At 48.1% G+C, this 23,438-nt stretch carries 17 protein-coding genes; 3 read left to right on the top strand and 14 right to left on the bottom strand.

What is annotated here, in order from left to right:
• Positions 1 to 81 precede the first annotated feature (81 nt).
• Positions 82 to 837: a 3-oxoacyl-ACP reductase FabG gene (fabG, locus tag AACY98_RS08060; protein WP_339803789.1), complete on the bottom strand. Its 756-nt coding sequence runs from the start codon at positions 835 to 837 to the stop codon at positions 82 to 84.
• 410 nt (positions 838 to 1,247) lie between these two features.
• On the opposite strand from fabG, the gene AACY98_RS08055 reads away from it, so the two are divergent.
• The 3 genes from AACY98_RS08055 to AACY98_RS08045 all read left to right on the top strand — a co-directional run bounded on the left by AACY98_RS08055 (position 1,248) and on the right by AACY98_RS08045 (position 4,074).
• Complete coding sequence (locus tag AACY98_RS08055; protein ID WP_339803787.1) at positions 1,248 to 2,189, top strand: alpha/beta hydrolase; 942 nt, start codon at positions 1,248 to 1,250, stop codon at positions 2,187 to 2,189.
• A gap of 90 nt (positions 2,190 to 2,279) precedes the next feature.
• The gene (locus tag AACY98_RS08050; protein WP_339803785.1) at positions 2,280 to 3,326 is read left to right on the top strand and encodes an alpha/beta hydrolase; all 1,047 of its coding nucleotides are present in this window, start codon (positions 2,280 to 2,282) and stop codon (positions 3,324 to 3,326) included.
• A 106-nt stretch (positions 3,327 to 3,432) separates the two neighbouring features.
• A complete protein-coding gene (locus tag AACY98_RS08045) occupies positions 3,433 to 4,074 on the top strand; it encodes an NAD(P)H-binding protein (RefSeq protein ID WP_339803783.1) in 642 nt (213 codons plus the stop codon).
• A 27-nt stretch (positions 4,075 to 4,101) separates the two neighbouring features.
• Here AACY98_RS08045 and AACY98_RS08040 read toward each other — a convergent pair whose 3' ends face one another.
• From AACY98_RS08040 to AACY98_RS07980, 13 genes are all read right to left on the bottom strand, one after another.
• Positions 4,102 to 5,007 carry a LysR family transcriptional regulator gene (locus AACY98_RS08040; protein ID WP_339803781.1) on the bottom strand — a complete coding sequence of 302 codons (906 nt, stop codon included), beginning with the start codon at positions 5,005 to 5,007 and terminating at the stop codon, positions 4,102 to 4,104.
• 81 nt (positions 5,008 to 5,088) lie between these two features.
• Positions 5,089 to 6,159 carry an ACR3 family arsenite efflux transporter gene (gene arsB, locus AACY98_RS08035; protein ID WP_339803779.1) on the bottom strand — a complete coding sequence of 357 codons (1,071 nt, stop codon included), beginning with the start codon at positions 6,157 to 6,159 and terminating at the stop codon, positions 5,089 to 5,091.
• A gap of 48 nt (positions 6,160 to 6,207) precedes the next feature.
• Positions 6,208 to 7,965: an arsenical pump-driving ATPase gene (gene arsA / locus AACY98_RS08030; protein WP_339803777.1), complete on the bottom strand. Its 1,758-nt coding sequence runs from the start codon at positions 7,963 to 7,965 to the stop codon at positions 6,208 to 6,210.
• A gap of 66 nt (positions 7,966 to 8,031) precedes the next feature.
• The gene (arsD, locus tag AACY98_RS08025; protein ID WP_339803774.1) at positions 8,032 to 8,394 is read right to left on the bottom strand and encodes an arsenite efflux transporter metallochaperone ArsD; all 363 of its coding nucleotides are present in this window, start codon (positions 8,392 to 8,394) and stop codon (positions 8,032 to 8,034) included.
• 27 nt (positions 8,395 to 8,421) lie between these two features.
• Positions 8,422 to 8,904: an arsenate reductase ArsC gene (locus AACY98_RS08020; protein WP_339803771.1), complete on the bottom strand. Its 483-nt coding sequence runs from the start codon at positions 8,902 to 8,904 to the stop codon at positions 8,422 to 8,424.
• Positions 8,904 to 9,227, bottom strand: a complete 324-nt coding sequence (locus AACY98_RS08015; protein ID WP_339803768.1) for an ArsR/SmtB family transcription factor — start codon at positions 9,225 to 9,227, stop codon at positions 8,904 to 8,906. The genes AACY98_RS08020 and AACY98_RS08015 overlap by 1 nt, the downstream gene beginning before the upstream one ends.
• 218 nt (positions 9,228 to 9,445) lie before the next feature.
• Positions 9,446 to 10,414, bottom strand: coding sequence for an RHS repeat domain-containing protein (locus AACY98_RS08010; protein ID WP_339803765.1), 969 nt, complete (start codon positions 10,412 to 10,414; stop codon positions 9,446 to 9,448).
• A 419-nt stretch (positions 10,415 to 10,833) separates the two neighbouring features.
• Entirely contained in the window at positions 10,834 to 11,313 is a 480-nt protein-coding gene (locus AACY98_RS08005) for a hypothetical protein (RefSeq protein ID WP_339803763.1), read from the bottom strand.
• Positions 11,314 to 11,565: 252 nt separating this feature from the next.
• Positions 11,566 to 12,084, bottom strand: a complete 519-nt coding sequence (locus AACY98_RS08000) for an ankyrin repeat domain-containing protein (RefSeq protein WP_339803761.1) — start codon at positions 12,082 to 12,084, stop codon at positions 11,566 to 11,568.
• 79 nt (positions 12,085 to 12,163) lie between these two features.
• Positions 12,164 to 13,132 (bottom strand): RHS repeat domain-containing protein, encoded by a 969-nt coding sequence (locus AACY98_RS07995; RefSeq protein WP_423817549.1) that lies wholly within the window; start codon positions 13,130 to 13,132, stop codon positions 12,164 to 12,166.
• 393 nt (positions 13,133 to 13,525) lie between these two features.
• Positions 13,526 to 13,873, bottom strand: coding sequence for a hypothetical protein (locus AACY98_RS07990; protein ID WP_339803758.1), 348 nt, complete (start codon positions 13,871 to 13,873; stop codon positions 13,526 to 13,528).
• 2 nt (positions 13,874 to 13,875) lie between these two features.
• Positions 13,876 to 18,207: an RHS repeat-associated core domain-containing protein gene (locus tag AACY98_RS07985; RefSeq protein ID WP_339803755.1), complete on the bottom strand. Its 4,332-nt coding sequence runs from the start codon at positions 18,205 to 18,207 to the stop codon at positions 13,876 to 13,878.
• Between the two features lie 152 nt (positions 18,208 to 18,359).
• Positions 18,360 to 23,438, bottom strand: a complete 5,079-nt coding sequence (locus AACY98_RS07980; protein ID WP_339803753.1) for an Ig-like domain-containing protein — start codon at positions 23,436 to 23,438, stop codon at positions 18,360 to 18,362.

Raw genomic sequence — 23,438 nt, 5'->3', positions numbered from 1 at the left:
ACGTACTGTACTACCCACTGCCCTTACCTCCTATACACCCCCTGCAGGAGGTGCATCAGAATTCAGTGCACAGGATGACGATTACAGCAAAGCCTCAGGCGATTCGGGCAGAATCTGCCCGCCGTCGATGATGATTGTCTGCCCGGTGACAAAGCTCGCCTCCCTGGAGGCCAGAAAACATACGGCATAGCCAATATCTTTTGGCTCGCCTAAAGTATGCGTCGGAATAATCGCCCGCTGCTGGTTCAGATAGGTTTCGCCCTGCGCCTTTAAACCTTCGGTCAGAATATTGCCTGGCTGAACCGCATTGACCGTGATCCCGTGGCGAGCGTATTCCAATGCAACAGAGCGCATAAACCCGAGCTGCCCGGCCTTCGTGGCGCCATAATGGCTCCAGCCGGGAAAACCGGTAACCGGTCCGGTAATGGAAGACGTGATGATCACCCTGCCGTATTTTTGTTTTTTCATCAGCTTCAACCCTGCCTGAACCACAAAAAACATGCCCTTCAAATTGATGGTATGCATTTGATCCCAGTCGGCCTCTGTCATGTTTTCAAGCATGGCCTGTGGAAAAATGCCTGTGTTGGAACACAAAATATCCAAACGCCCAAACTGTTTTTCCACTTCATTCATCACGGACTGCACATTGTCGTGGTCAGTGACATCCATTTTCAGAAACACCCCATTAAGCTCTTTGGCTGCTTTCTGTCCATTAACCTGGTCAATATCTGCGATCACCACCTGAGCCCCTGCTTGTGCAAGAACCTCTGCAATTCCTTTACCAATACCGTTAGCGCCTCCTGTCACCAGGGCTACCTGACGCGTCAACTCAAACATTTTTCTCTCCTCTGGCTTAAGTCAATTTATTGTATTGTCAAATAAAAACATGGTGACTCCAGTGATATTGCGTCAATGATGCATGCTTTTAATTGTGTTTCAAATTTTCACAGTACACGCTGTCACTGATGAATTATTTTCACGAGTCCATTCGCATTCAGGCCACTAATCAGGCATGCCCTTATTTGTTACATTCAAAATATTAACTGACTCTTTACTGCAAACCTCTGTGTAACAAGCTGTTAAACACCTGAGAGGAAAAACATCTGATGAAATACCATGCTCCAAAATCACTCCTTTCTCTGCTGTTGTCAACCGCCCTGTTGGCAACAGTCAGTGTTCACGCACAAAGCCTTCATGCCGCCCCGCTCATAATACAAGCGCAAGGCAGTTTTGCCGTTGGCGGAACCATGATACAAAACCCGGGCACATATAATCCGCTTCAACCATCACCTGCCGGACAAACGCTGCATGGAGACCATGCCTATGTTTTTTACCAGTTGCCTGTGGATGCACGTCCATACCCCCTGATCTTTCTGCATGGTGCCGGGCAGTTCTCCAAAACGTGGGAAAGCACACCCGATGGCCGGGAAGGGTTTCAAAATATTTTCCTCAGGCGTGGTTTTGGTGTTTATCTGGTTGACCAACCCCGCAGAGGCAATGCAGGGCGCAGCACACAAACATTGACAGTACAGGCTACACCTGATGACCAGTACTGGTATGGCAACTTCAGAGTAGGCACATGGCCAGATTATTTTCCCGGTGTGCAGTTTCCGCAGGATGCTGAAAGCCTGAACCAGTATTTTCGCCAGATGACCCCAAACACCGGCCCTTTTGACCTTGATGTCATCTCCGATGCCCTGTCAGCACTGTTTGACAAAGCCGGCCCGGGAATTCTGGTGACCCATTCTCAAGGCGGTGGGCCGGGATGGTATACCGCCATCAAGAACTCCAATGTCCGCGCTGTGGTTGCATATGAACCTGGAAGCAATTTTGTCTTTCCTCTCGGAGAAGTTCCGCCACCCATGACCAGTTCTGCTGATACGCTGGAAGCTATTGGCATCCCGCTATCCGACTTTATGAAGTTGACCCGGATTCCCATTGTCATTTATTACGGAGACTACATTCCAGATCAGCCATCCAACGTGCCTGGCCAGGACCAATGGCGCACACGGCTGGCGATGGCAAGGCTGTGGGCTGACACCATTAACCGACATGGGGGTGATGCCACTGTCGTGCATCTACCGGAGATAGGTATCACAGGCAATACACATTTTCCGTTCTCCGATTTGAATAATGTTGAAATAGCCGACCTGCTCTCCAAATGGCTGCGTGAAAAAGGCCTGGATTAAAAAGGAAATGAAATTCAATACGTAAGTAAAACCGAATAACAGCATCAGCGGGCAATGTGTTGATGCGTCTCCGAATGAAAGGAATGAAGAATGATCAAAAAAACCTGTCTAGCAGCCTTGATAACAACGGTATTGGCAAGTGGCGCTATGGCCGCTGACTACAGGCAAAACCCGTTCACATTGGCCTACGAAGGGGCAATTACCCAAAATATAGCCGGCCAGGTCAACATTCACCCTGTAACTTATCGGCTGAATGGATTGACTATTGCTGCCAATGTTTACACGCCGGCACACTATGACCCAAGCCAGCAGTACCCTGCAATCGTCATTGCACACCCGAATGGTGGCGTGAAAGAACAGGTCGCCGGGTTGTATGCCCAGCAGTTGGCAGAGCGTGGATATATCACCATTACGGCGGATGCTGCTTATCAGGGCACCAGTGGAGGCGAGCCACGCAATGTAGATAAACCTGCCAACCGGATTGAGGATATACATGCCATGGCAGACTATATCACGCATTACCCAGGCGTCGATACCGGCCGCCTTGGCTTGCTTGGTATTTGCGGTGGTGGTGGTTATGCCTTGAAAGCAGCTCAGACAGACAAGCGCTTCCAGTCGGTAGCCACATTAAGCATGTTTGATTCAGGCCTGGTCAGACGCAACGGCTATATGGATTCGCAACTCTCCACCATACAGGAACGCTTGGCACAGGCGACCGAAGCCAGAGCACAGGAAGCTGCCGGTGGAGAAACCATCTATACAGGCGATGCACAACTGACGGATGCGCAAATCGCCGCGCTGCCGTATGACCTGTACCGCCAGGGGTTTGAATACTACGGCAAAACGCATGCGCACCCCAACTCAACCTTCAGGTACACCATGAGCAGCCTGCTGGAATTGATGCGCTTTGATGCCACAAGCCACATGGATCTGATCAACCAGCCCTTGTTGATGATGGCTGGCAGCAAAGCCGATTCACTGTACATGACCGAAAAAGCATTTAACGGCGCAACAGGCACACAGAACAAGGAACTGTTCCTCATCCCGAATGCCACCCATATTGAAACCTATTGGGTACCAGAATATGTTGACCAGGCCGTAACCAAACTGACTCAGTTCTTCGGTGAAAATCTGTAATGCATTAATGCAATGGAAAAGCAGCCACGGCATGCCGGCAGATACCGGCAAGCGTGAAGCGCTGCTTCTCCCTACCCTCTAACCAGTATCGATAAAGACCATGCATATGAATATTCTGATACTTGGCGCAGCAGGCCAGGTTGCCAGACTGCTGGAAGCAAAGCTGCTCAAGCAAACAGACGCCTACCTGGTGTTATATGCCCGCAACGCGCACCGCAGGCTGAAAGTATTGGCCCCGGCCAGAGAAAAGCTGGTGGACGGTGACTTTCATGACACAGAAGCACTGATCAAAGCCATGCAGGGCGTTGACCTGGTTTATATCAACGACATGGGCGATAAAACAGCCACCTCAGCCATTGCAAGTGCCATGGAGCGCAGCGGAGTCAAAAGAGTTATTGCCGCATCCATTCTGGGTATTCATGATGAGGTACCAGGCGCATTTGGGCAATGGAATGAAAAAATGGTTGGCAAACGTGGCATTCAAAAGCAAAAAGAATCTGCCTCAGTCTTAGAACAATCTTCGTTGGCCTACACCCTGCTGCGTCTGACCTGGTTATACAACCAGAATGACAACGACAGGTATATGCTTACCTTCAAAGGGGAGCCTTTTGTCGGCGCGCAAGTCACCAGGCAGGCTGTTGCTCAACTGATTGTTGACATCATTCAAGATGATAGCGACCGGTTCATCCGTGCCAGCGTTGGTGTTAGCGAACCGGATACAGACTGGGACAAGCCTTCATTTTATTGAGCATTTCCGCTCCTGAACATCAGCAGTTCAGCCCTCTTTTCCAGGCGCATACCTCAATGCATCGAGCAACAGGCTGAAAGCTTTAGAAGGCTGCCTGCGATTGGGATAATACAGATGGTAGCCGGTAAACGGCTCGCACCAATCTTCAAGCACACGAACCAGCCTGCCATGTTTGATATGACCAAGCACCAGGTCTTCCGGCACATAAGCAATGCCCGCACCTGCCAATGCAGCATCAAGGCGCTGGCTGGTCTGGTTAAAAATAAGCTGCCCTTGAACCTGCACTTTCAGTTGGCGCCCTTCTTTTTCAAACTCCCAGGCATACAGGTTATCGTATCGGGGCAAGCGCAGGTTAATGCAGTTGTGCCGGGCCAAATCCTGCGGGATTTCAGGCTGGGCATATTGTTGAAAGTATGCAGGCGTTGCCACCACAGCCATACGCATATCGGGGCCGATGCGCACCGCAATCATGTCATTGTCCAGATTCTCTCCAAGACGAACCCCGGCATCAAATTTTTGTTCTACGATATCAATGAGGCCATAATTGATTGCAACCTCCACCCTGATGTCAGGATACTGAGGCAAAAACTTGGTCAGCTTTGGCAGCAGAATGGTATTCACTGCATGCTCGGCCGCATTGATTCGAATCGTGCCGGATGGTACATTTTTAAACTCGCTCAGAACCGCGAGCCTGTTTTGCATCTCTTCAATCAATGGCTGGATATTTTCCAATACATATTCGCCAGCTTCGGTTGCCGATACACTGCGAGTGGTCCGCGTAAGCAGCCGCAGCTTCATACGCTCTTCCAGATTACGCATCGTATGGCTTAGCGCAGAAGGCGATACGCCCATTTTGGCTGCTGCGCGCGTAAAACTACGCTCTTGCGCAACAACCATAAAGGCAATGAGATCATTCAGATTATCATGTAACATTTACGCGCGGCTTTGTACTGTATCCGCAAAAACCGGATAGTTAATTTTTCAGTATAAAAGAATGAACCCATAACTTACGGTTCAGCCTTTTTGTTTAGTCAGGTTAAAAATATTTTCCCTGATCCATAAAGCCACGTTCACCAACAGGATTAATACAGGCACTTCCACCAGCGGACCAATCACCGCAGCAAAAGCAACTGGAGATGCCAGCCCGAATGCCACAATGGCTACAGCAATTGCCAGTTCAAAATTATTGCTGGCAGCGGTAAAAGCCATCGCAGTGGTTTTGGGATAGTTTTCCTTAGCCATTCTGCCCATCAAAAAACTCAGTGCAAACATGATGACGAAGTAAATCACCAGTGGCACAGCAATGCGCAAGGCATCCAACGGTAACCTCACCACCTCATTACCCTTCAGGCTGAACATTGCCACAATCGTAAATAACAAGGCAATGAGCGTGATCGGGCTGATTTTGGGCAGAAAGCGGTTTTGGTACCACTCATCGCCCTTGGCTTTACGCAAAAAGAAACGGGTCAAGAAACCTGCCACAAAGGGGATGCCCAGATAAATAAGAACCGCTTCGGCCACCGTGCCAAAGCTGATATTGATGACACTTCCTGCCAGCCCGAATAAGGGCGGCAGATAAGACAGGTAGAACCACGCAAAGACGCTAAAAAAAAGAATCTGAAAAATAGAGTTAAAGGCAACCAGTGCTGCAACATACTGGTTGTCACCATCAGCCAACTGGTTCCACACCAGCACCATCGCAATACAGCGGGCCAGCCCGATCAGGATAACACCGGTCATGTATTCGGGATAGTCTCTTAAAAAAATCACCGCCAACATAAACATCAGTGCCGGCCCAATGATCCAGTTCTGTATCAGCGAAAGGGTCAGAATCTTTTTGTCAGCAAACACCCTGGGCAGCTCCTCATAGCGTACCTTGGCTAACGGCGGGTACATCATGAGAATCAGGCCAATCGCAATCGGGATGTTGGTGGAGCCCACAGAAAGTGAATTGAGCTTTTCAGGCAACGAGGTAAAAACCGTTCCCAACATAATGCCCAGCGCCATGGCTGCAAAAATCCACAGCGTCAGGTATCTGTCCAGAAATGAAAGCCGTTTGGCGGGTGTGTTTGTAGGGCAACTCATGGTTATTTTACCTTCATGCAAAGGCTGTTTTTCAGCTCATACTTTGCTTTATGCATTGGCTAATCGGGCCAGTGCTTCTACGCCAACGGGTTCCTGTGCCTGCAATGGAACCACTGCAAAACGCCGGGCGCATTCGGAAATAACTTTTCGTATTTGCGGCAGTTCACTTTGTGCCCGCAACTGTAATAAAGGCGATTGTGTATGCGCCGCCGCCACGCTGTTGTTGATCACCCATGCCCATGGCTCAATGCCAGCGCGCCGCAGGTCGTCCTGCAAATGGGCAGCTTCCAGAACCGGCGTGGTTTCAGCCAGCGTTGTGATGATGACTTTGGTGTAATCCGGGTCTTGCAGACGCATCATCGGGGTTGTGAAGTGTGTCTGGCTTTTCGCCATCTGCCGGGAGACTTCACGGTGATAAGCGCCTGTTGCATCCAGCAGCAGCAAGGTGTGCCCTGTAGGGGCGGTATCCATGACGACGATTTTCCTGCCCGCTTCGCGGATGATGCGGGAGAACGCCTGAAACACCGCGATTTCCTCGGTACAAGGAGACCTCAAATCCTCTTCCAGCACCAGCCGATCCTGCTCGCTCATGTTCTTGCCAGTGGTTTCCAGAACATGCTGGCGATAACGCTCGGTTTCCTCTTTGGGGTCAATACGGCTGACTGTCAGGTTCGGTAATTGCCGGTCAAGGGTATTGGCCAGATGTGCCGCCGGATCGGAGGTGGATAAATGAACATCCAACCCTCTCTGCGCGAGATGGACAGCAATAGCAGCAGCCAAGGTGGTTTTGCCGACGCCGCCCTTGCCCATCAGCATAACCAGCCCGTGTGGCTGGGTTTCCAGTGCTTTAAGAAGCTGTGCCAGTGTAGGTACATCAGGCATGGAGGCACCTTCCGGATTGGCTTTTGTCTGTAACGTTGTTGTGCTGTCAAACAAATGGCTCAACGCTTCCACACCAACCAGATTAAAAGGCTTCAGCGGCAACCGGTCTGTCGGAAGCTGTTTAAGCTGGTCGGGCATCGATTTAATGGCAACCTGCTCACGGCTATAAATAGCCTGAGCCAGCGCATCATCGGCAACATCCTGTTCATCCAGCACACCATTGATCACCAGATACTGGTTATGTATGCCGAGTGCAGCCAGTTCTTCATAGGTGCGGGCGACTTCAAGCAAAGCGCTTTTCTGTGCTCTGGCAACCAGTACCAGCCGGGTTTGTTTGCCATCGGCCAAGGCATTGACAGCATTCTGGTATTGTTCTTTTTGCTTTTCCAGCCCGGCCAACGGCCCCAGGCAGGAACTGCCTTCCGGGTTTTGCGAAATGAATTCACTCCATGCGCCCGGCAATTGCAGCATACGAATGGTATGGCCTGTAGGAGCCGTGTCAAAAACAATATGGTCAAATTGCGCTAATAATTCCTGATTGGTCAGCAAACCGGTGAATTCGTCGAAAGCCGCAATTTCGGTTGTACAGGCGCCTGAAAGCTGTTCCTCGATACCAGCGACCACATCATCAGGCAGAATACCTTTGACAGGATCGACAATGCGTTTTCTGTATTGCTCAGCCGCCGCTTGAGGATCAAGCTCAATCGCGGAAAGGTTGGCAACCGCATCAATGGGCCGAATAACCGGGCCAATGGATTGTTCAAACACCTGCCCGACATTGGAAGCGGGGTCGGTGCTGACCAACAATGTGCGTTTACCCTGGTTGGCAAACTCAATTGCTGTGGCACAGGCCAGAGAGGTTTTACCGACACCGCCTTTTCCGGTAAAAAAAACAAAAGGAGAGATATGCGCCAGGAATTTCATCGTAAGCACCTTGATTTAATACGTTAGTTTTTGAGCGTTGCTGGCGTTAAACCGCCTCCAACCAAATTAGCAGCAGCCTGATCTTTTACCTCCGCAACAGCTTTTCGCTGTTTCAGGTTCAGAGAATTCAATTTTTGCCCACTGCGCCAGTTCTTTTCGTGACGGGTAACGCCCGGCCAGTGCCACTTCACCATCAATGAGAATTAAAGGCAATGAATCAGCACCTGACCTTTCAAGAAACTTCTTCACCAGTTCATTCTGGGCAAAAGCCATTGGCTGTTGCGAAAGGTTGAAGCGTTCAATGGTCAGCCCCTGCTTTTTAGCCCAATCCACGTTAGCGGCAAAATTCACCAGCGCCGGATCGACTTCGGTACCGCAAACGCCTGTACTGCAACACAAGGCAGGGTCAAATACCTGGACTTTTATCATTTCATTACTCCTTTAACTATTGAAATTTTAAAGTTTAAAAAAACGCTGCCCCGTAATACCTATCAGATGCTGCAATTCTTCATCTGACAGTTCGTTAATAGGATGTTGCAGGAAAAAAGTGATTCCTTGATCAAGCTGGCTGAAAGTCTCTTCAAACACAGCGATAACCTCTTCTTCGCTGCCTGTTGCTTTCGCCGGATCATTCAACCCCCAATGTCCCCTAAGAGCTTTACCTAGAAAAGCCGGACAGGTTTCTCCCGCAGCAGAAGCGCAAACCGTAATGACAATGTCCGGAGGCGTTTCCAATTCATCCCATGATTTGCTGCTTAAGCCTTTTATATCAATGTGATGCCGTTGCAGTACAGCAATGGTACTTGGGTGTACATAACCTGCAGGATAACTGCCTGCACTGAGCGCCCTCCAGTTTTGCGGTGCCATGTGGTTAAAAACTGCCTCTGCCAGAATTGAGCGGCATGAATTGCCTGTACATAAAAAAAGGATATGTCGCATTACTTTTTACCCTTTTTGCAAGAAGTATTTTTGCTGCTCTGGTCGATGCAGCATTGTTCAGTCAGAAAGCCTGCCAACTCCTTCATCAAAGGTAAATTTGCCCTGTACCGTAAAAAGCGGCCCTCCTGTTCAACCGAGATCAGTTGGCAGTGTGTCAGGGCTTTAAGGTGAAACGACAGATTAGAAGCCGGAATGTCTAATGTACTGGCAATTTCACCGGCAACCAGCCCTTCCGATCCGTGACGGATCAACAGGATGAAAACACTCAGTCGCACAGGCGAAGAGATACATTCAAAGTATTTTGCAGCTTCAATCGTATTCATTTTTAACATTCTTATATTTCAACTATTGTTGAAATAATAACAGAAGCAGCAAACTTGTCAAGTATGGTTTTTTGTTTATTTAGGTAAACACTGGGCAATGGCAGCGCCTGTACCCAATCGCAGATAGATATGTAAGCAACGCCTTTGAATCCACTCGTTCACGCCCGATAGTTCATGTTTTCTTATAAATAGCGCTGAACCACTTTGAGTTTAGATTTTCATCGTACTTTGTTCCAAAACCAGAACAACAATTTATCCCCCTGCCTTTCCTTCATCAACTCATCACTATAGTGCTGTCTCAGGCACTTCAGATTCATTGTGATCTGGTTCTGTGCATTTGAAATAGTTTTTCCAAACACTTCACTCTGAGCTTTCCTGGTAATCTCTCCATTTCCATCGGTTACCATCTGCACCATACCCAGGTGATCAGTATGCAGGTAATGGAACTCCGCTCCTTGCAGGTTACTGCTGTTTGTATTAGCCTGCCATAGCGGTGCTGTGCCGTACATGCTGTCGGGTTGCCAGCCGTAGGCTGTTTGAATGTTCACCTGTGCATCTGTTTCGGCAATCAGCCCTTCATCTGTATACAGGTAGTAGATAGCCTGCCCATTGACGGTTTTGCTGATTCTCCTGCCAAACGGGTCATACTGGTAGTTGGCTATCTCCACACCGTTTTTGCTGATACTCACCAGCCTGTCGCTAGCGTCGTAGTGGTATATGGTGGTTTGTCCAGCCTGGGTTGCTGTGGCAATATGCCCTGTTTCTGTATAGGTGTAGTTGACCTGTGCCGACCCGCTGCCGTATTGTGTTAACTGGTTGTTGGCGTTATACGCCCATGCCCCAGCTTGCTGACTGCTGCCGATGCGGTTGTGTACTGCATCGTATGCATAGCTTTCTACCGGTAATTCATTTTGAAGGGTTTGCGGTGGTACAGCCTGGGTGAGCCGGTCAAGTAAATCATAACCATAAGTAAACTCACCTTCTTCTGTTTGTCTTTGTATGATGTAGCCTACCCCATCATAGGTATAACCACGGCTCATCAGTGTATTCTGACCGGCTTGGATGTCTATGTTCTGCATTCTTTGCAGCGGGTCGTAACTTGATGTCTGCTGAGTACCAGGTGTGCTGGTCTGTGTGGGCAACTGCCACTGGTAGCCACTCCAGTTAATGGCCTGCCCGTTAGGCAAGGTAACGGTCTGCCGTCGCCTGTATGATATAACTAATTTTATTGTTTATCTAGATTGAAAATAACGTGCCGTCAATTTGCCTCTCACAGTAATCAACACAGCACGTTAATCTTAAAATGACATTGCTTATTAATTTTTATCTATTTTTATTTCAATAATTTTTCAATTTAAATAAATTTAAAGCAAGAAATAAAGTAGTGTACAAATTATTATGATTAGCAAAAAATGGAAAGCACCTCAAAAAATCCGATAACAAAAATAATAAAGCGGATTGTACTCTTTTAGAAATGATTTTCTTAGCTGGCTCCTAAATATCAAACCTTCTTTTTACATAAACATCTATCAAATTAATTTTTAGTGAAACTGCAATTTTATATTAACTCTCATATGCTTTAATTAACATAAATTTTTTCAATTTATTAATTAAATTCGCAAACACCACTTGCACCAAATCCACAAAAACCATCTAATACATAAACACCTCCAATCTGATTATCGGCATCTCCTTCACCTAGCATCGTTAATCCATAATAAGATGACCAAACAAACCACATTTTATAATTTGTTGTTTTTTCAATAACCCATAAATCATAACCATGATTTATATGGTAATAGTTAACTATTTTATATAATTCCCCATTATATTCCCATTCTTTAACCTCTATATTTCCCTGTGGCACAGCAAATTTCATAACCCCAGATGAAAAACAATGAAAATTACTATCGGCATTACAAAATTCAGCATCAGAAATAAAATCTTTTACGCCAAATCCGTTAGTTTTAGGAGAAATTATAATAAAATTACCATCTCTAGAAATACGATTATAATAATAATCACCACTGTTTTCTGCATTACAAATAGAACATAAAAATAAAAAAATCAATATAAAAAAACGCATATTTAATTTCCTTCAATCAATAAAATTTTTAGTAAATCTACATTAAAAATAGCTCTATGTTTAAAACATAGAGCCTATCATTTATTCTTAAATTTAAAACTAAACTGATCTCAGTTCCTTTTGTTCATTCAACGGTAAATCCTGTAACAACCATTCTGGAAGAATAAGCACTTTTACACGGTATCCAACTTGAAAATCCACTTTAGCCTCCTCCTTGGCAATATCTCCTTTAAATTTAGTATTTCATCATTTTTATTTTTTAAAATCTAATAAAAAAATTTTATTTTTTTTAATTATCCTATCCTTTGCATTTAATTTAAATACTGAATCTGGGATACTTAATGAAGCACCCTGACCAATTAAATATGCAGCTACCTCATCATGATCCCATTGAATTGCATAATTAAGCCCTGTCATATCATCCTGGCCAAGAGTATCTATTTCATAACCAAATCTACAAAATTTTTTCACTATAAAAATTAAACCCTTCTTTGCTGCTAAATGAAAAGCTGTATCGTCAAATATATTTCTTGAATACATATCAGCTCCATGCTCCAAAAGCCACTCAACAATTAAACTTTTTTCCATGTTAACTGCATAAATTAGAGGAGTCCTTTCAAAATAATCTTCTGAATAAATATTTATATTATTTGATTTACTCCATAATTCAATTCCAGAAATATCTTCATTATAAATTAGATTAAAAATCAAATCATTTTCCATAATATAATTAACTTTATTTACATAATTGCTGAACTTGATTGCTGGCATTATTTATCTGTCTCCTTAATTGTTCAAGATAATTTAAATGCCCCTTTCTTCTAATATCGAAATCAACCCATTTATCCACTCAACTCTTTCTAGCTTCAAAACATGCTTCAGCCTTTGCTAAATTGAATACAGCCCACTCGCATGTCTTTGGTTGATACGGATTTTTTTGATCGCACTCATCATGATATCTTCTCTGATCTTCTATTGCTTCCATTTGTCCTTCTACTACTCTAGCAATATCTGTTACTCTATTTGCTTCTCTCAACGTATTTCTATTGACAAGTGCTCCCGTCCTATCTCGACATCCCTGCGCATATTCTCTATCTTGCCATCTTTGTGCTTCTTCTCTATCACGTGGCAACGCAACTAAACCTGGATATGTCGGAACAACGCTACTGTTTACAGAATTATTCATTTGCCCTGCAACATAACCTGCATAGCCTCCAGATATCCCCGAAATACCCCACCCAACTACTGCTGCGGGATTAAGTTTACCTTCAGGATCATAAAATTTCAAAGGTGTATTTAAAACGTAAGAATAAACATTCACGCCTGCATTAAGTCCAATAGGATCCCTCTGAATATACCGGCCTATTTGCGGGCTGTAATCCCTGAAATAGTTATAGTGTATGCCTGTCTCCTGGTCAAAATATTGCCCCGGGAACCTCAGGTTCATTGTGATCTGATTTTGCTCATTTAGAAGTGTTCTGCCAAATGCTTCACTTTGAGCTTTCCATGTAATTTCGCCATTTCCATTGGTCGCCATTTGCACCGTTCCCAAATGGTCAGTATGCAAGTAATGGAACTCCGCCGTTTGCAGATTGTTGCTACTGAGGTTAACCTGCCACAGCGGTGCTGTACCGTACATGCTGCCTGGCTGCCAGCCATAAGCCACAAGCATATTACCTTGATCATCAATCTCCGCAATCAGCCCTTCGTCTGTATACAAATAGTATGTTGTCTGCCCATTGACGGTTTTGCTGATTCTCCTGCCAAACGGGTCATATTGGTAGCTGGCTATCTCCACACCGTTTTTGCTGATGCTCACCAGTCTGTCGCTGGCATCGTAGTGGTATACGGTGGTCTGCCCGGCCTGGGTTGCTGTAGCGATGTGCCCTGTTTCTATATAGGTGTAGCTAACCTGTGCCGAGCCACTGCCGTATTGCGTTAACTGGTTGTTGGCGTTATATTCCCATGCGCCAGGTTGCTGGCTGCTACGGATGCAGTTGTGGACTGCATCATATCTATTGATAACTCATTTTGAAGAGATTGCGGTGGTACAGTCAGGCATAACTGTAACTGTAGCCACCTTCATATATTTGTCTTTGTAGTATATTGCTCGTAAAATTATAGGTGAAACAGCTAATAAATTGAAATTATATATTTGACCTTATTCTACGATGAAATACAATATTATTACACTATAAAATCTCATGAAAAATTAGACTGTTATAATAAATCCATTTTTATCCATCATTTCTAAAAACTCAGGTATATCAGTATCTTTTTCTAAAAAAGATATTTCAAATGAAATGTTTCCTGAAAACTTGATTATTAATCCTTTTTTATCTTCAGAACACTCCAAAACAGTTTTTCCAATCGTTTTACATAATGTATCCCTAAAATTATTTTGTCCACATACAACATCCCCATCTTGAGTATGCAATGTTATTTTAGAGAATATTGATAAAATATATGTACCAATAACTAACTGGAAATAGTCTTGCACAAAATTAACAGAATTCAATTTTTCTGTTTCGAGATCTTTAAACACACTATCATTTTTCATATTCATTTTCCAAAATCTATGTGCCTCATGGGATCTTGTCTTGAAAGCGTTTCCCCGGTACGAGGGTTCACACCTTGATTGAAATTATTCATATACACACCATATCCACTAGGATAAGTTGCATTTGGATTCATTATTCTAAATTGGGTTACGCTAGGATGTAAACCAATACCCCCCCCAGATCCATTAGTAAAACCTGCCCCTGTAATTGTGCCATTATGGTTCAGCGTAGGAACAACAACACTACCTTGAGGTACTGGATAGCATACGCCGTTACCAGAAGAAACAATAAAATCCGGAGGGCTTGTTGTCTGAGCCCTTGTTGTCGCAAGTATTTGTTGCAATTGCTGCACGTTACGAAGCGAGTATCCACCATTAGGAGTCGACACAAAATGATATGTAAAGTTAGGCCTATATTCTCTTATCTGCTGAATTAATGTTGTAGCAGACATATTTAGACTCAGTTGATATTGGCTTACTGAAACAACAGATCTTGATTGAGACGAAGTAGTGGTACTTGTTGCTCCCCTAACAGGTAGTCTGATTATAGGACCTCTCTGTAATCCATAAACGTCAAAATCGATAATTGGCTTACCAGAAACATACCCATAAACATTGATACCAGCATTGAGCCCAATCGGATCCCTCTGAATGTATCTACCCGTTTGCGGGCTGTAATCCCTGAAATAGTTGTAATGTGTGCCTGTTTCCCGGTCATAATACTGCCCCGGGAACCGCAGGTTCATTGTGATCTGGTTTTGTGGATTTGGAATGGTTTCCCCAAATACTTCGCTTTGAGCTTTCCAGTTAATTTCGCCATTTCCATTGGTCGCCATCTGCACCGTACCCAGGTGGTCGGTGTGCAGATAGTAGAACTCTGCTCCTCGCAGGTTGTTGCTGCTGAGGTTGGCCTGCCACAGCGGCGCTATTCCGTACATACTGTCAGGCTGCCAGCCATAAGCCACAACCATATTGCCCTGATCATCAATCTCTGCAATCAGTCCTTCGTCTGTATACAAATAGTATGTTGTCTGTCCATTGACGGTTTTGCTGATTCTCCTGCCAAACGGGTCATACTGGTAGCTGGCTATTTCCACACCGTTTTTGCTGATGCTTGCCAGTCTGTCGCTGGCGTCGTAGTGGTATACGGTGGTCTGCCCGGCCTGGGTTGTTGTGGCGATGTGTCCTGTTTCTGTATAGGTGTAGCTAACCTGTGCCGACCCACTGCCATACTGTGTTAACTGGTTGTTAGCGTTATACGTCCACGTTCCGGCTTGCTGACTGCTGCCGATACGGTTGTGGACTGCATCGTATGCATAGCTTTCTACCGGTAATTCATTTTGAAGGTTTTGCGGTGGCACCGCCTGGGTGAGCCGGTCGAGTAAATCATAACCATAAGTAAAGTCCCCTTCTTCTGTTTGTCTTTGTATGATGTTGCCCGCAGCATCATAGGTATAAGCACGGCTCATCAGTGTATTCTGGCCGGTTATGATGTCTATGCCCTGCATTCTTTGCAGCGGGTCGTAGCTCAGGGTCTGCTCAGTACCGGGGACGTTCATTTGTGTAGACAACTGCCACTGGTAGCCACTCCAGTTAATGGCCTGCCCGTTAGGCAAGGTGACGGTCTGCAACTGCCCGTTTTGATAGGCGTAGCTTTGTACGCTACCATCCGGGTAAGTAAGGCTTTGCAGCTCACCATCTGCTGTGTAGCTATAGCCCAACGCCAGGGTGAAAGCATCGCTGCCTTGCCCATAAGTGATTTGCTCCTGTGTGATGCGCCCCAGTTCGTCACGGGCATATACATGGTGGCTATTTGTGCTGCCGCTTTGAACCACTTCGATCAACTGGTCTGCTTCGTTGTACTGGTAGCTGATGGTCTGCTGCGGCTGTGTTTCGCCAGGCGCAGTGTAACTCACCTGCATCATTCTGCCTGCAGCATCATAAGCATATCCAGCGGTATTGCCTGCCGCATCCACCACCTGGGTAAGCTGGTTGGCCGCATCGTAGCTATAGCGGGTAGCCTGCCCCATGGGGGTGGTTTCCTGGGTCAGGTTGCCGTTAGCGTCGTACTCAAACTGGTGTGTGTTGCCGTTGGCATCTGTCACCCGGGTCACCTGCCCCGTCAGGTTCCAGGCCTGCAGGGTCTGTCCGCCCAATACATCTGTGTATGTAATCGGGTTGCCCAAAGCATCATATTCGGTTTGTGCGGTACGGCCCATGGCATCTGTCATACTCACCGTCTGCCCCATGGCATCATAACCGGTATGGTAGGTAAGTACGGTGACATTGCTGCCTGTACCGGGTTCTGTGCCCAGTACCTGGCTGACCTGTGTGGGCAGACCTAATGCATTGTATTTGTAGGTTTCGCGGTAAGTGGGGTATACGGCCCCCACCACCATGCCGTCCAGCCCGCTGCCAGTTGCGCCGTATTCAATGGCTGTTTCATTGCCTGCCGCATCAGTCATGCGGTGCAAGCGGCCCTGGTTGTCATAAGCAACCCGGCTGGTCAGACCGGAAGGCAGCGTCGTACTCACCAACTTGCCTGTTATATCATATTGGTAGCTCACGCTTTGGCCCAGCGCGTTGGTCTGGGTAATGGTGGTGCCGGTAGCATTAAACGCGTAAGTGTAGCTACTGGTGTTACCCAGTGCATCTGTAGCCTGGGTAACGCGTCCAAGCGCATCCGTTTCGTAGCGTATGGTATGCCCCAGCGGGTCTGTGCTGCTTAGCGGATGCCCCGCAGCGTTGTAGGTATACGTCCAACTGTGGTTAAGCGGGTTAGTGGCGCTAATAAGCTGCCCCAGCGTATTGTAGCCAAAACGGTAGTCATAGCCTTTGCCGTCTGTTAGCGTGCTGACGTTGCCGTTTTGGTCATAGGCCAAATACAATTCAATGGCGTCATCCCCCTGCCTCAGCGTAAACTGTGTGGGCTGGCCGTAGCTGTCATACACCCAGGCGCCGGTACGCTGCTCGGGCGTACCTGCGGCCTCCACACTTTGCAGCAGGTTGCCGTTGCTGTCATAAGCAAAGGTGGTAACCTGCCCCAGTGCGTCGGTGTAGCGCGTGGGTTTGTTCAGGTTGTCGTCGTATTCAAAGGTTTCCACCGCACCATCAGGCCGAATGATTTTAAGCGGGTTGTTGGCCCGGTTGTACTGCACGGTGGTGGTCAGCCCGCGCGCGTCTATGGTTTTGGTCTGGTAGTCACCATCGCGCTCCATGGTGACCTGAAGCTCACCATTCACACTGCGTGAAATGAGCTTGCCTTCGATGTTATAGCGCGACGTGGTCTGCACTCCCAGCGGGTCTTCCATGGTAATGGCGTATTCACGTACCACACGGTTATAGTCAGTGTTCCACAGCGTCACTGCACCGGTTTTATCTGTATAGGTGCCTACACGTGCAATCTGCTCACCTTGCGTTTGTGTGCCAGTGCTTGCCACAGCGCTTTGCTGCAAACCGGCTGCATTTTTACCACTGACCATAGCCGTGTCAGCCGCAGGCACACTGCTCGCATAACCGATGCGGATTACGCCGCCATCAGGCTCGGTACGCTGGTTGAGCTGGCCATTGCCGTCGTAGCCATAGTGCCAATCATGGCCCAGCACATCGGTTACGGCCAACAGCCTGTCACCCTGCCAAGTGTAGAGTACGGTACGGCCATTGGCATCCTGTGCCTGCACAAGGCGTTCATTGGCATCATAGGTTAATGTGTAAATGGTCTGGCCATGGTGGTCTTTTACGCCTACGCGGCGGCCCTCACCGTCCAGCTCAAAACTCACCTGCACACCATTGCGGTCGCCATAGCCCGTCATACGGCCAGCGCTGTCATAGGTAATCCAGTTGCCGTCACGGTCATACCAGCGCCAGCCGGTATCTGTTTTGCTGATATAAGCCTGCATGTCGCTGAATGCGTACACATCGGTCGTGCCGCTGCGGGTATACAGGGTGCCGGCGCGGTCAATGGTCTGCACACCGCTGCCCAGCGGGTCGGCAATAAAGCGCAGGTTGGCCCAGCTGGAGTTTAAATACCAGCGGCTGTTGCGCCAGGTGCGCTCCAGCGCCACTTCACCGCCCAGCACTTTCACTCGCATGTCTACCGTGCTTTCGATGTACTCGGCATTGGGCAGCTTGACGGTTGCGGTAAAGTCGCTGCGTGCAAACTGTGCCTGTGCTGTACCTGCGCCCACCAGCGCCGCACTCATTACCAGCCCTGCGGCCAGGGTACGCACTACTTTTTTAAGCCGGTGCGGAACAGCTTTTCTGCCCCTGCCCAAGCAGGCTGGAGTCTGTTTGTTGAATTTTTGATTCATCATCTGTTTTGCAATCTGTTTCATTCGGATAATCCTCACTCTTGATCTGCCACGTTCCATTCACTGTCTGTTACTGTCTGGTAGCTTGCAAGCTGCCGGGCTGATATAAGGGTTGGCATAGGGACAGGTCGTACCGCTCGCCTGTACCCTTATCAACCTTTATTAGCTCTTTTTTATCAGCGCGGCGTGCCCAAGCTGCCTGCACCACCCATACTGCTGCCACTGCCGCCAAGCCCTGGAGGCAATGAGCCGCCGCCTGGGGTACAAACACCCTGCTGTGCATTGGGCGTACATGCCGGAGCCATGGGAGTGGCGGTAGCGCCGCTCCAGCCACCATTGATCCAGCCGCCCCCACCACCGCCAGAGCCAGAGGTGCTCCAGTTCACAGAAGTGGGCTTGCAGCTTTGCCCTTGCAGGTAAATGAAGTAGCCGCCGTTTCCGCTTTTGACCCATTGCCCGTTAATGCACTCATACTGATAGTCCACATAAAAGGGATACGTATATGAGGTGCAATCGGCAGCGCTTGCTGCTTCAGCCGTGCTGGCAGCCGCAAAGCTCTGAAGACCCAAGGTCGTAGTTCCCTGCGCTTGAACAGCCGCAGAACGTCCCTGCACACTGCCACCCAGCGCTGTTACCCGGTAAGGAATCACAATGCGTGTTTTAGGCGGCAACGTATCGGGAATGTCGGCAAAGAACTCGTACCGAAACTGCGCATCAGACTGCGCCGGCTGAAAGTTCACCTCCTGTGCTTCTATCAAACCATAGTTGGTCAGCGTCAGCTCGCCCGTGCGTACCTCACCTGCCTGCATACCGGCAATATTGATGGACAATGGTTCCAGCAACACGACCGGTGCGGGCACCTGGGTATTGAAAGTGGCTTCGAGTATGACATCGTATATATCCTGAATAGTGGTCTCAGTCACACTGAACTCGATACTCACCAACTGGTAGTCCATAAAGATGTACTGGCTGCCCGTGACACCCGGGCGTATACGCAGGCGTCCGCTAACGTCCATATGGTTGGCCACACTGGCACGGTAGGTGTAAACACCTGGCGGCAGCTCTTCAATAAGCGCCATGCCAGTATCATCGGTTACCAGCGTATACTGCTCGGAGAGAACCACTTCGTTTTGCAGCTTGATCCTCACTCCGCCTACGCCTGCAACCGGCTGACCGCCTTCACCCAAAGTGCCGGTATAAATATCCTCCACCTGAAAACGTATACCACCCTGCCCGCTTTGCACAACAGCTACGGCAACCGGCACTGTGCCGCCGGCATCGTTATCGGAGCTGATCAGCAAATTAAAGCGGTACATGCCATCGGTTATGGTGGCGTCAGGCTGTGCCACAATTTCCACGGTAGCATATTCGCCTACAGCCACATCGCCCAGTGCTGTTGAGCCGGCAACAAACAGCCACTGCGGCGCCGGATTGCCCTGCTCGTCCACTAAAGCCACCTGCACATTGGTCGCACTCACCAGACCGCGGTTGCCAATAACAAGTTGCTCGGTAACGCTGCTATCCTGCTGTACCCCCGTTTCAATGTAAGTTTGCTCAGGATATAGGCCTGATGCAGCAGCAATCAGGCGGTAATTCAATTGCAGGCGGGCACGCACACGTGTGCCTGAATCATCGGCCAAGGCAGCCAGAATCACCGTACCACTCTCACCTGCGCTATCGTCTGCTGTAAAAGTAAAGCCAACATCTGCAGCCCCGCCAGCAGCAATGTCAATACCGCTGCCCGTGTCAATGCGAATACCGTTTGGCAGACTGCCACTCGGCTGATCTTCCGCGCGAATTACCCAGCGCAAGCCCGTGGTATCCGAAGACACTGTTGCGCGCACATTGACCTGCGAGGCATAGTTGCGTGCAGCCGTCAGACTATAACCACTATATGCAAAGCGAACACGGCGAATATCAAAACTGCCCTGCGAATTAACACCACTCTCATCAGGATGCACGGCCGTTACACCATAAACACCTGCATCGGACTCTTGCGGTACAAACTGGTAAGTAAAATTCCCCTGTACATCAGTCACCACGTTAATCTGGCGCTCAAACCCTTTCACTGTAAGCACCAGCTTCAAAGGTGTATGCGCTGCAGACTGGCCACTGGAACGGTTAACCGCGTGCCCTGCAATCTCCACCGGCACATCGCCATAAGAAACCGCCGGCGTTACCGACTGCACCACACCGGTGTAAGGCGTAGGTGGTACGGGTGGCACAGGCTCGGGTACATCCACCTGTATCTGGCGCACCACGCTTACCTGCTTGCCACTGGTGTTATATACGCGTGCCATCAGTGTGTGCGTACCATTGTCATCCAGCTCCACAGGCCATGCATACGCATAAGGTGCCTGTGTCACCGTGCCCAGCAAATGCTCGTCGACATAAAACTCGACGCGGTCAATGCCCAGTACATCAGCAGCGCTAACTTCAATCATGGTGGATGCCGACAAAACGGCATTATTCGCGGGCGTTACAAACGCGGCACGTGGCACCGGCAGTGCAAACCGCACCGCTACAGGCACACTCAAATCGCTGGTGCCATTGGGTGTTTGCGCATCAGCAGTAATGCTGTAGTTTCCTTCAGCGGGCAAGACCACAGGCACGCTGAAATGCCCCTGTGCATTAGCAACCACACGCTCACCTTGCGCAATACCGTTGGCATACACCTGCACAGCAACACCCTGATATGCCAGCCCTTCAACAGTAATTTGAGCCTGGTTTGTTAAAGCACCATTTACCGGGGCGGTAATCTGTGGCACAAACGCCTGTACCACCACCGAGCTTGTTAGCTCTGCTACCTTGCCATATTCGTTGGTTGCACGCACTTTGAGTTCATGCCGGCCATTGTCCAAGCCTGCAATATCCCACAAATAGGTGTAATAATCGGTTTCAGACTGCTGCGTCCATGTCGTCAAAAGCTGATCGTCTATAAACAATTCAATTTGTGTCACATCCACCTGGTCAGACACACGCACTTCTAGCAGTGTTGCTTCGGTCAGCGTGGCATTGGTTGCCGGTCGTATCCAATGCACTACAGGCGTTGTGAAATGCAGTCCGAATGCACGAGGTGTACTCTTGGGTGTAGTGCCAAACTCATACGTTGCATCCGCGCTCAGCGTATATTCACTCTCCTCAGGCAGGACCAGGGTTGTGCTGAAAGTACCATTGCTCTGCGTCACGATGGGGGTACCAACCGCCTCATCATTCAAATACAACTGTACCTGTGCAGCAGCAGGCAGACGGGCCGTTCCCTGTACAGAAACTTCAGGACGGATAACCTCCGAATAAAACGGCTCAAAAATCTGTGGAGGTACCATGAACTCTATTGAACGGGCATCACGATTGATATTTCCATTCACATTCATCACAACAGCACTCAATGCATGAGGCCCATTGGCAACCGAGGATCGGCTATATGTAATGGCATAAGGCTCCTCAGAGGCGCTCCCAATACTTTCTTCATCCAGATAAAATCCTACATATGAAACACCTGCCATGTCGCTGGCCTGTGCCTCAATTTCAAGAATGCCATCTGTAATTGTCTGGCCTTCAGTGGGTTTAACCAGAGCAATCTCTGGTGTTGTTTGCTGATATCGGTAAACTTTTTGTGCACTGTAGGTTATCGTTGAATCCTGATGCGTAGAGCGTACATAAACACGGTACTCTCCTTCAGCATTATGGTTGAAAGTGGTACTGAACTCTCCTTGTGCATTGGCTGTAAATGTCCCCCCCCTGATAGCTCCGTTAACGTACAGTGCAAGAGCATCTTGTGGATTGGCTGTTCCTGTCACAGTCATTGCTTGGTGGCTGACAATCAAATCATCCGTTGGATAATTAATGACAGCAGCCCCTGTTTCCAGCCTGATAGGTGTTGTGTATGCTGAAACATTGCCTGCATAATCAACACCTGCAATTCTGATATATGCCACAGGCTCGCGATAAGCATAATTCATCCATGCAGACAAATCATCGCCTTCATCGGAGGCAAAACCTTGGTACTCATAAACAATATCAGTAAAGTCAGCATCCGTTGCAACCTGCATCGCCACATGTTGCATGCCAGTCCCGTCATCTGTTGCTGAGTAGATAATCTTTATAGAAGTAGCATCCACAATCTCTAAAGACTTCAACTCAACGGAGGGTGCTACAAGGTCAGCAGTCACAGCCGTTGTCATTTCTGAAAATACATGCCACGATACCCCGCCATTGAGACTGCCCCGTAACTGTGCATGATACGACTGGTTATGCACGAGCTCCAGTCCGGCCGGCAAGTTGTAACTGCAAAAGTAGCCACCGCAATAAAATTGATTTTCCCCAACAGATCCCTCATCGCTGGAAGCATGCAAAACCTTATTCAGCAACACATTGTCATCTGCATCCCAGACAATCAGATTAAAGGCATCGGAAGGATAAAGATCCCATCCAAACACCATATTCTCTGACTTGTTGATATAAAAATTCGATGTGTAATACAGCCGGATCGGATCTGGATTGATGTACAAAATATCTTCATATTCGGCCTGAAGGTTGACTGCATAAGATGCACCCTGAACATCAGGAGTGAACAAAATTGCCTGCCCATCGCGAATTGCACCCAGCTGCGCACACCCGATCTGTTCATACTGACCTGCGGGCCCCTGGATACCGATGGTTGCCTGGCTTGCCTGGCTGCGATCGCCGCTCAAGTCACGATATTGCAACTGAATCTGATTACTTCCTTCATACAGAATTGCATGAATAATGCCCGTCACCTCTGTTGAGCCCACAAACCTGCCATAAGCCCACTCCGCAATGAACCTGCGGTTAGGTGCCTCTCCTTGCACCTCATACATCAAAGGTGAAAAATATCCCCCATTTTCATAATCAGCCCTGAAATCATCCCAAAACACATACAAAGCATTATTCTGACTGGCAGGCAGGCATGTTGGTGTCTTGATCGCCTGCGGGTTTGAAAACTGGATCGTTCCGTTTTCTGTGATATACACCTTATTAAAAGACTGCCCGTAAAACTCAAAGTCAAACCCCAACTCCACCTCTTGCGGCTCATAAGCCCAATCCCACTCATCTCCTGTTTGAGCCCAGCTTTTGCTCCATGGCATCAGCAGCGCCGTGGCTGTAACCAGAAAACAAACCAGTTTCTGCAAATTCAGTTCAAACAACCGCCGACATGCCATTTGCCACATGTGCCATATCTGCATTAACAGCAGGCCCCCGGCCCCAGCTTTCTGAAAATTATCAATACCCAT

Source organism: Saezia sanguinis, from assembly GCF_963921665.1.
GTDB classification, from domain to species: domain Bacteria; phylum Pseudomonadota; class Gammaproteobacteria; order Burkholderiales; family Burkholderiaceae_C; genus Saezia; species Saezia sanguinis.
This window is presented reverse-complemented; position numbering and strand designations above follow the sequence as displayed.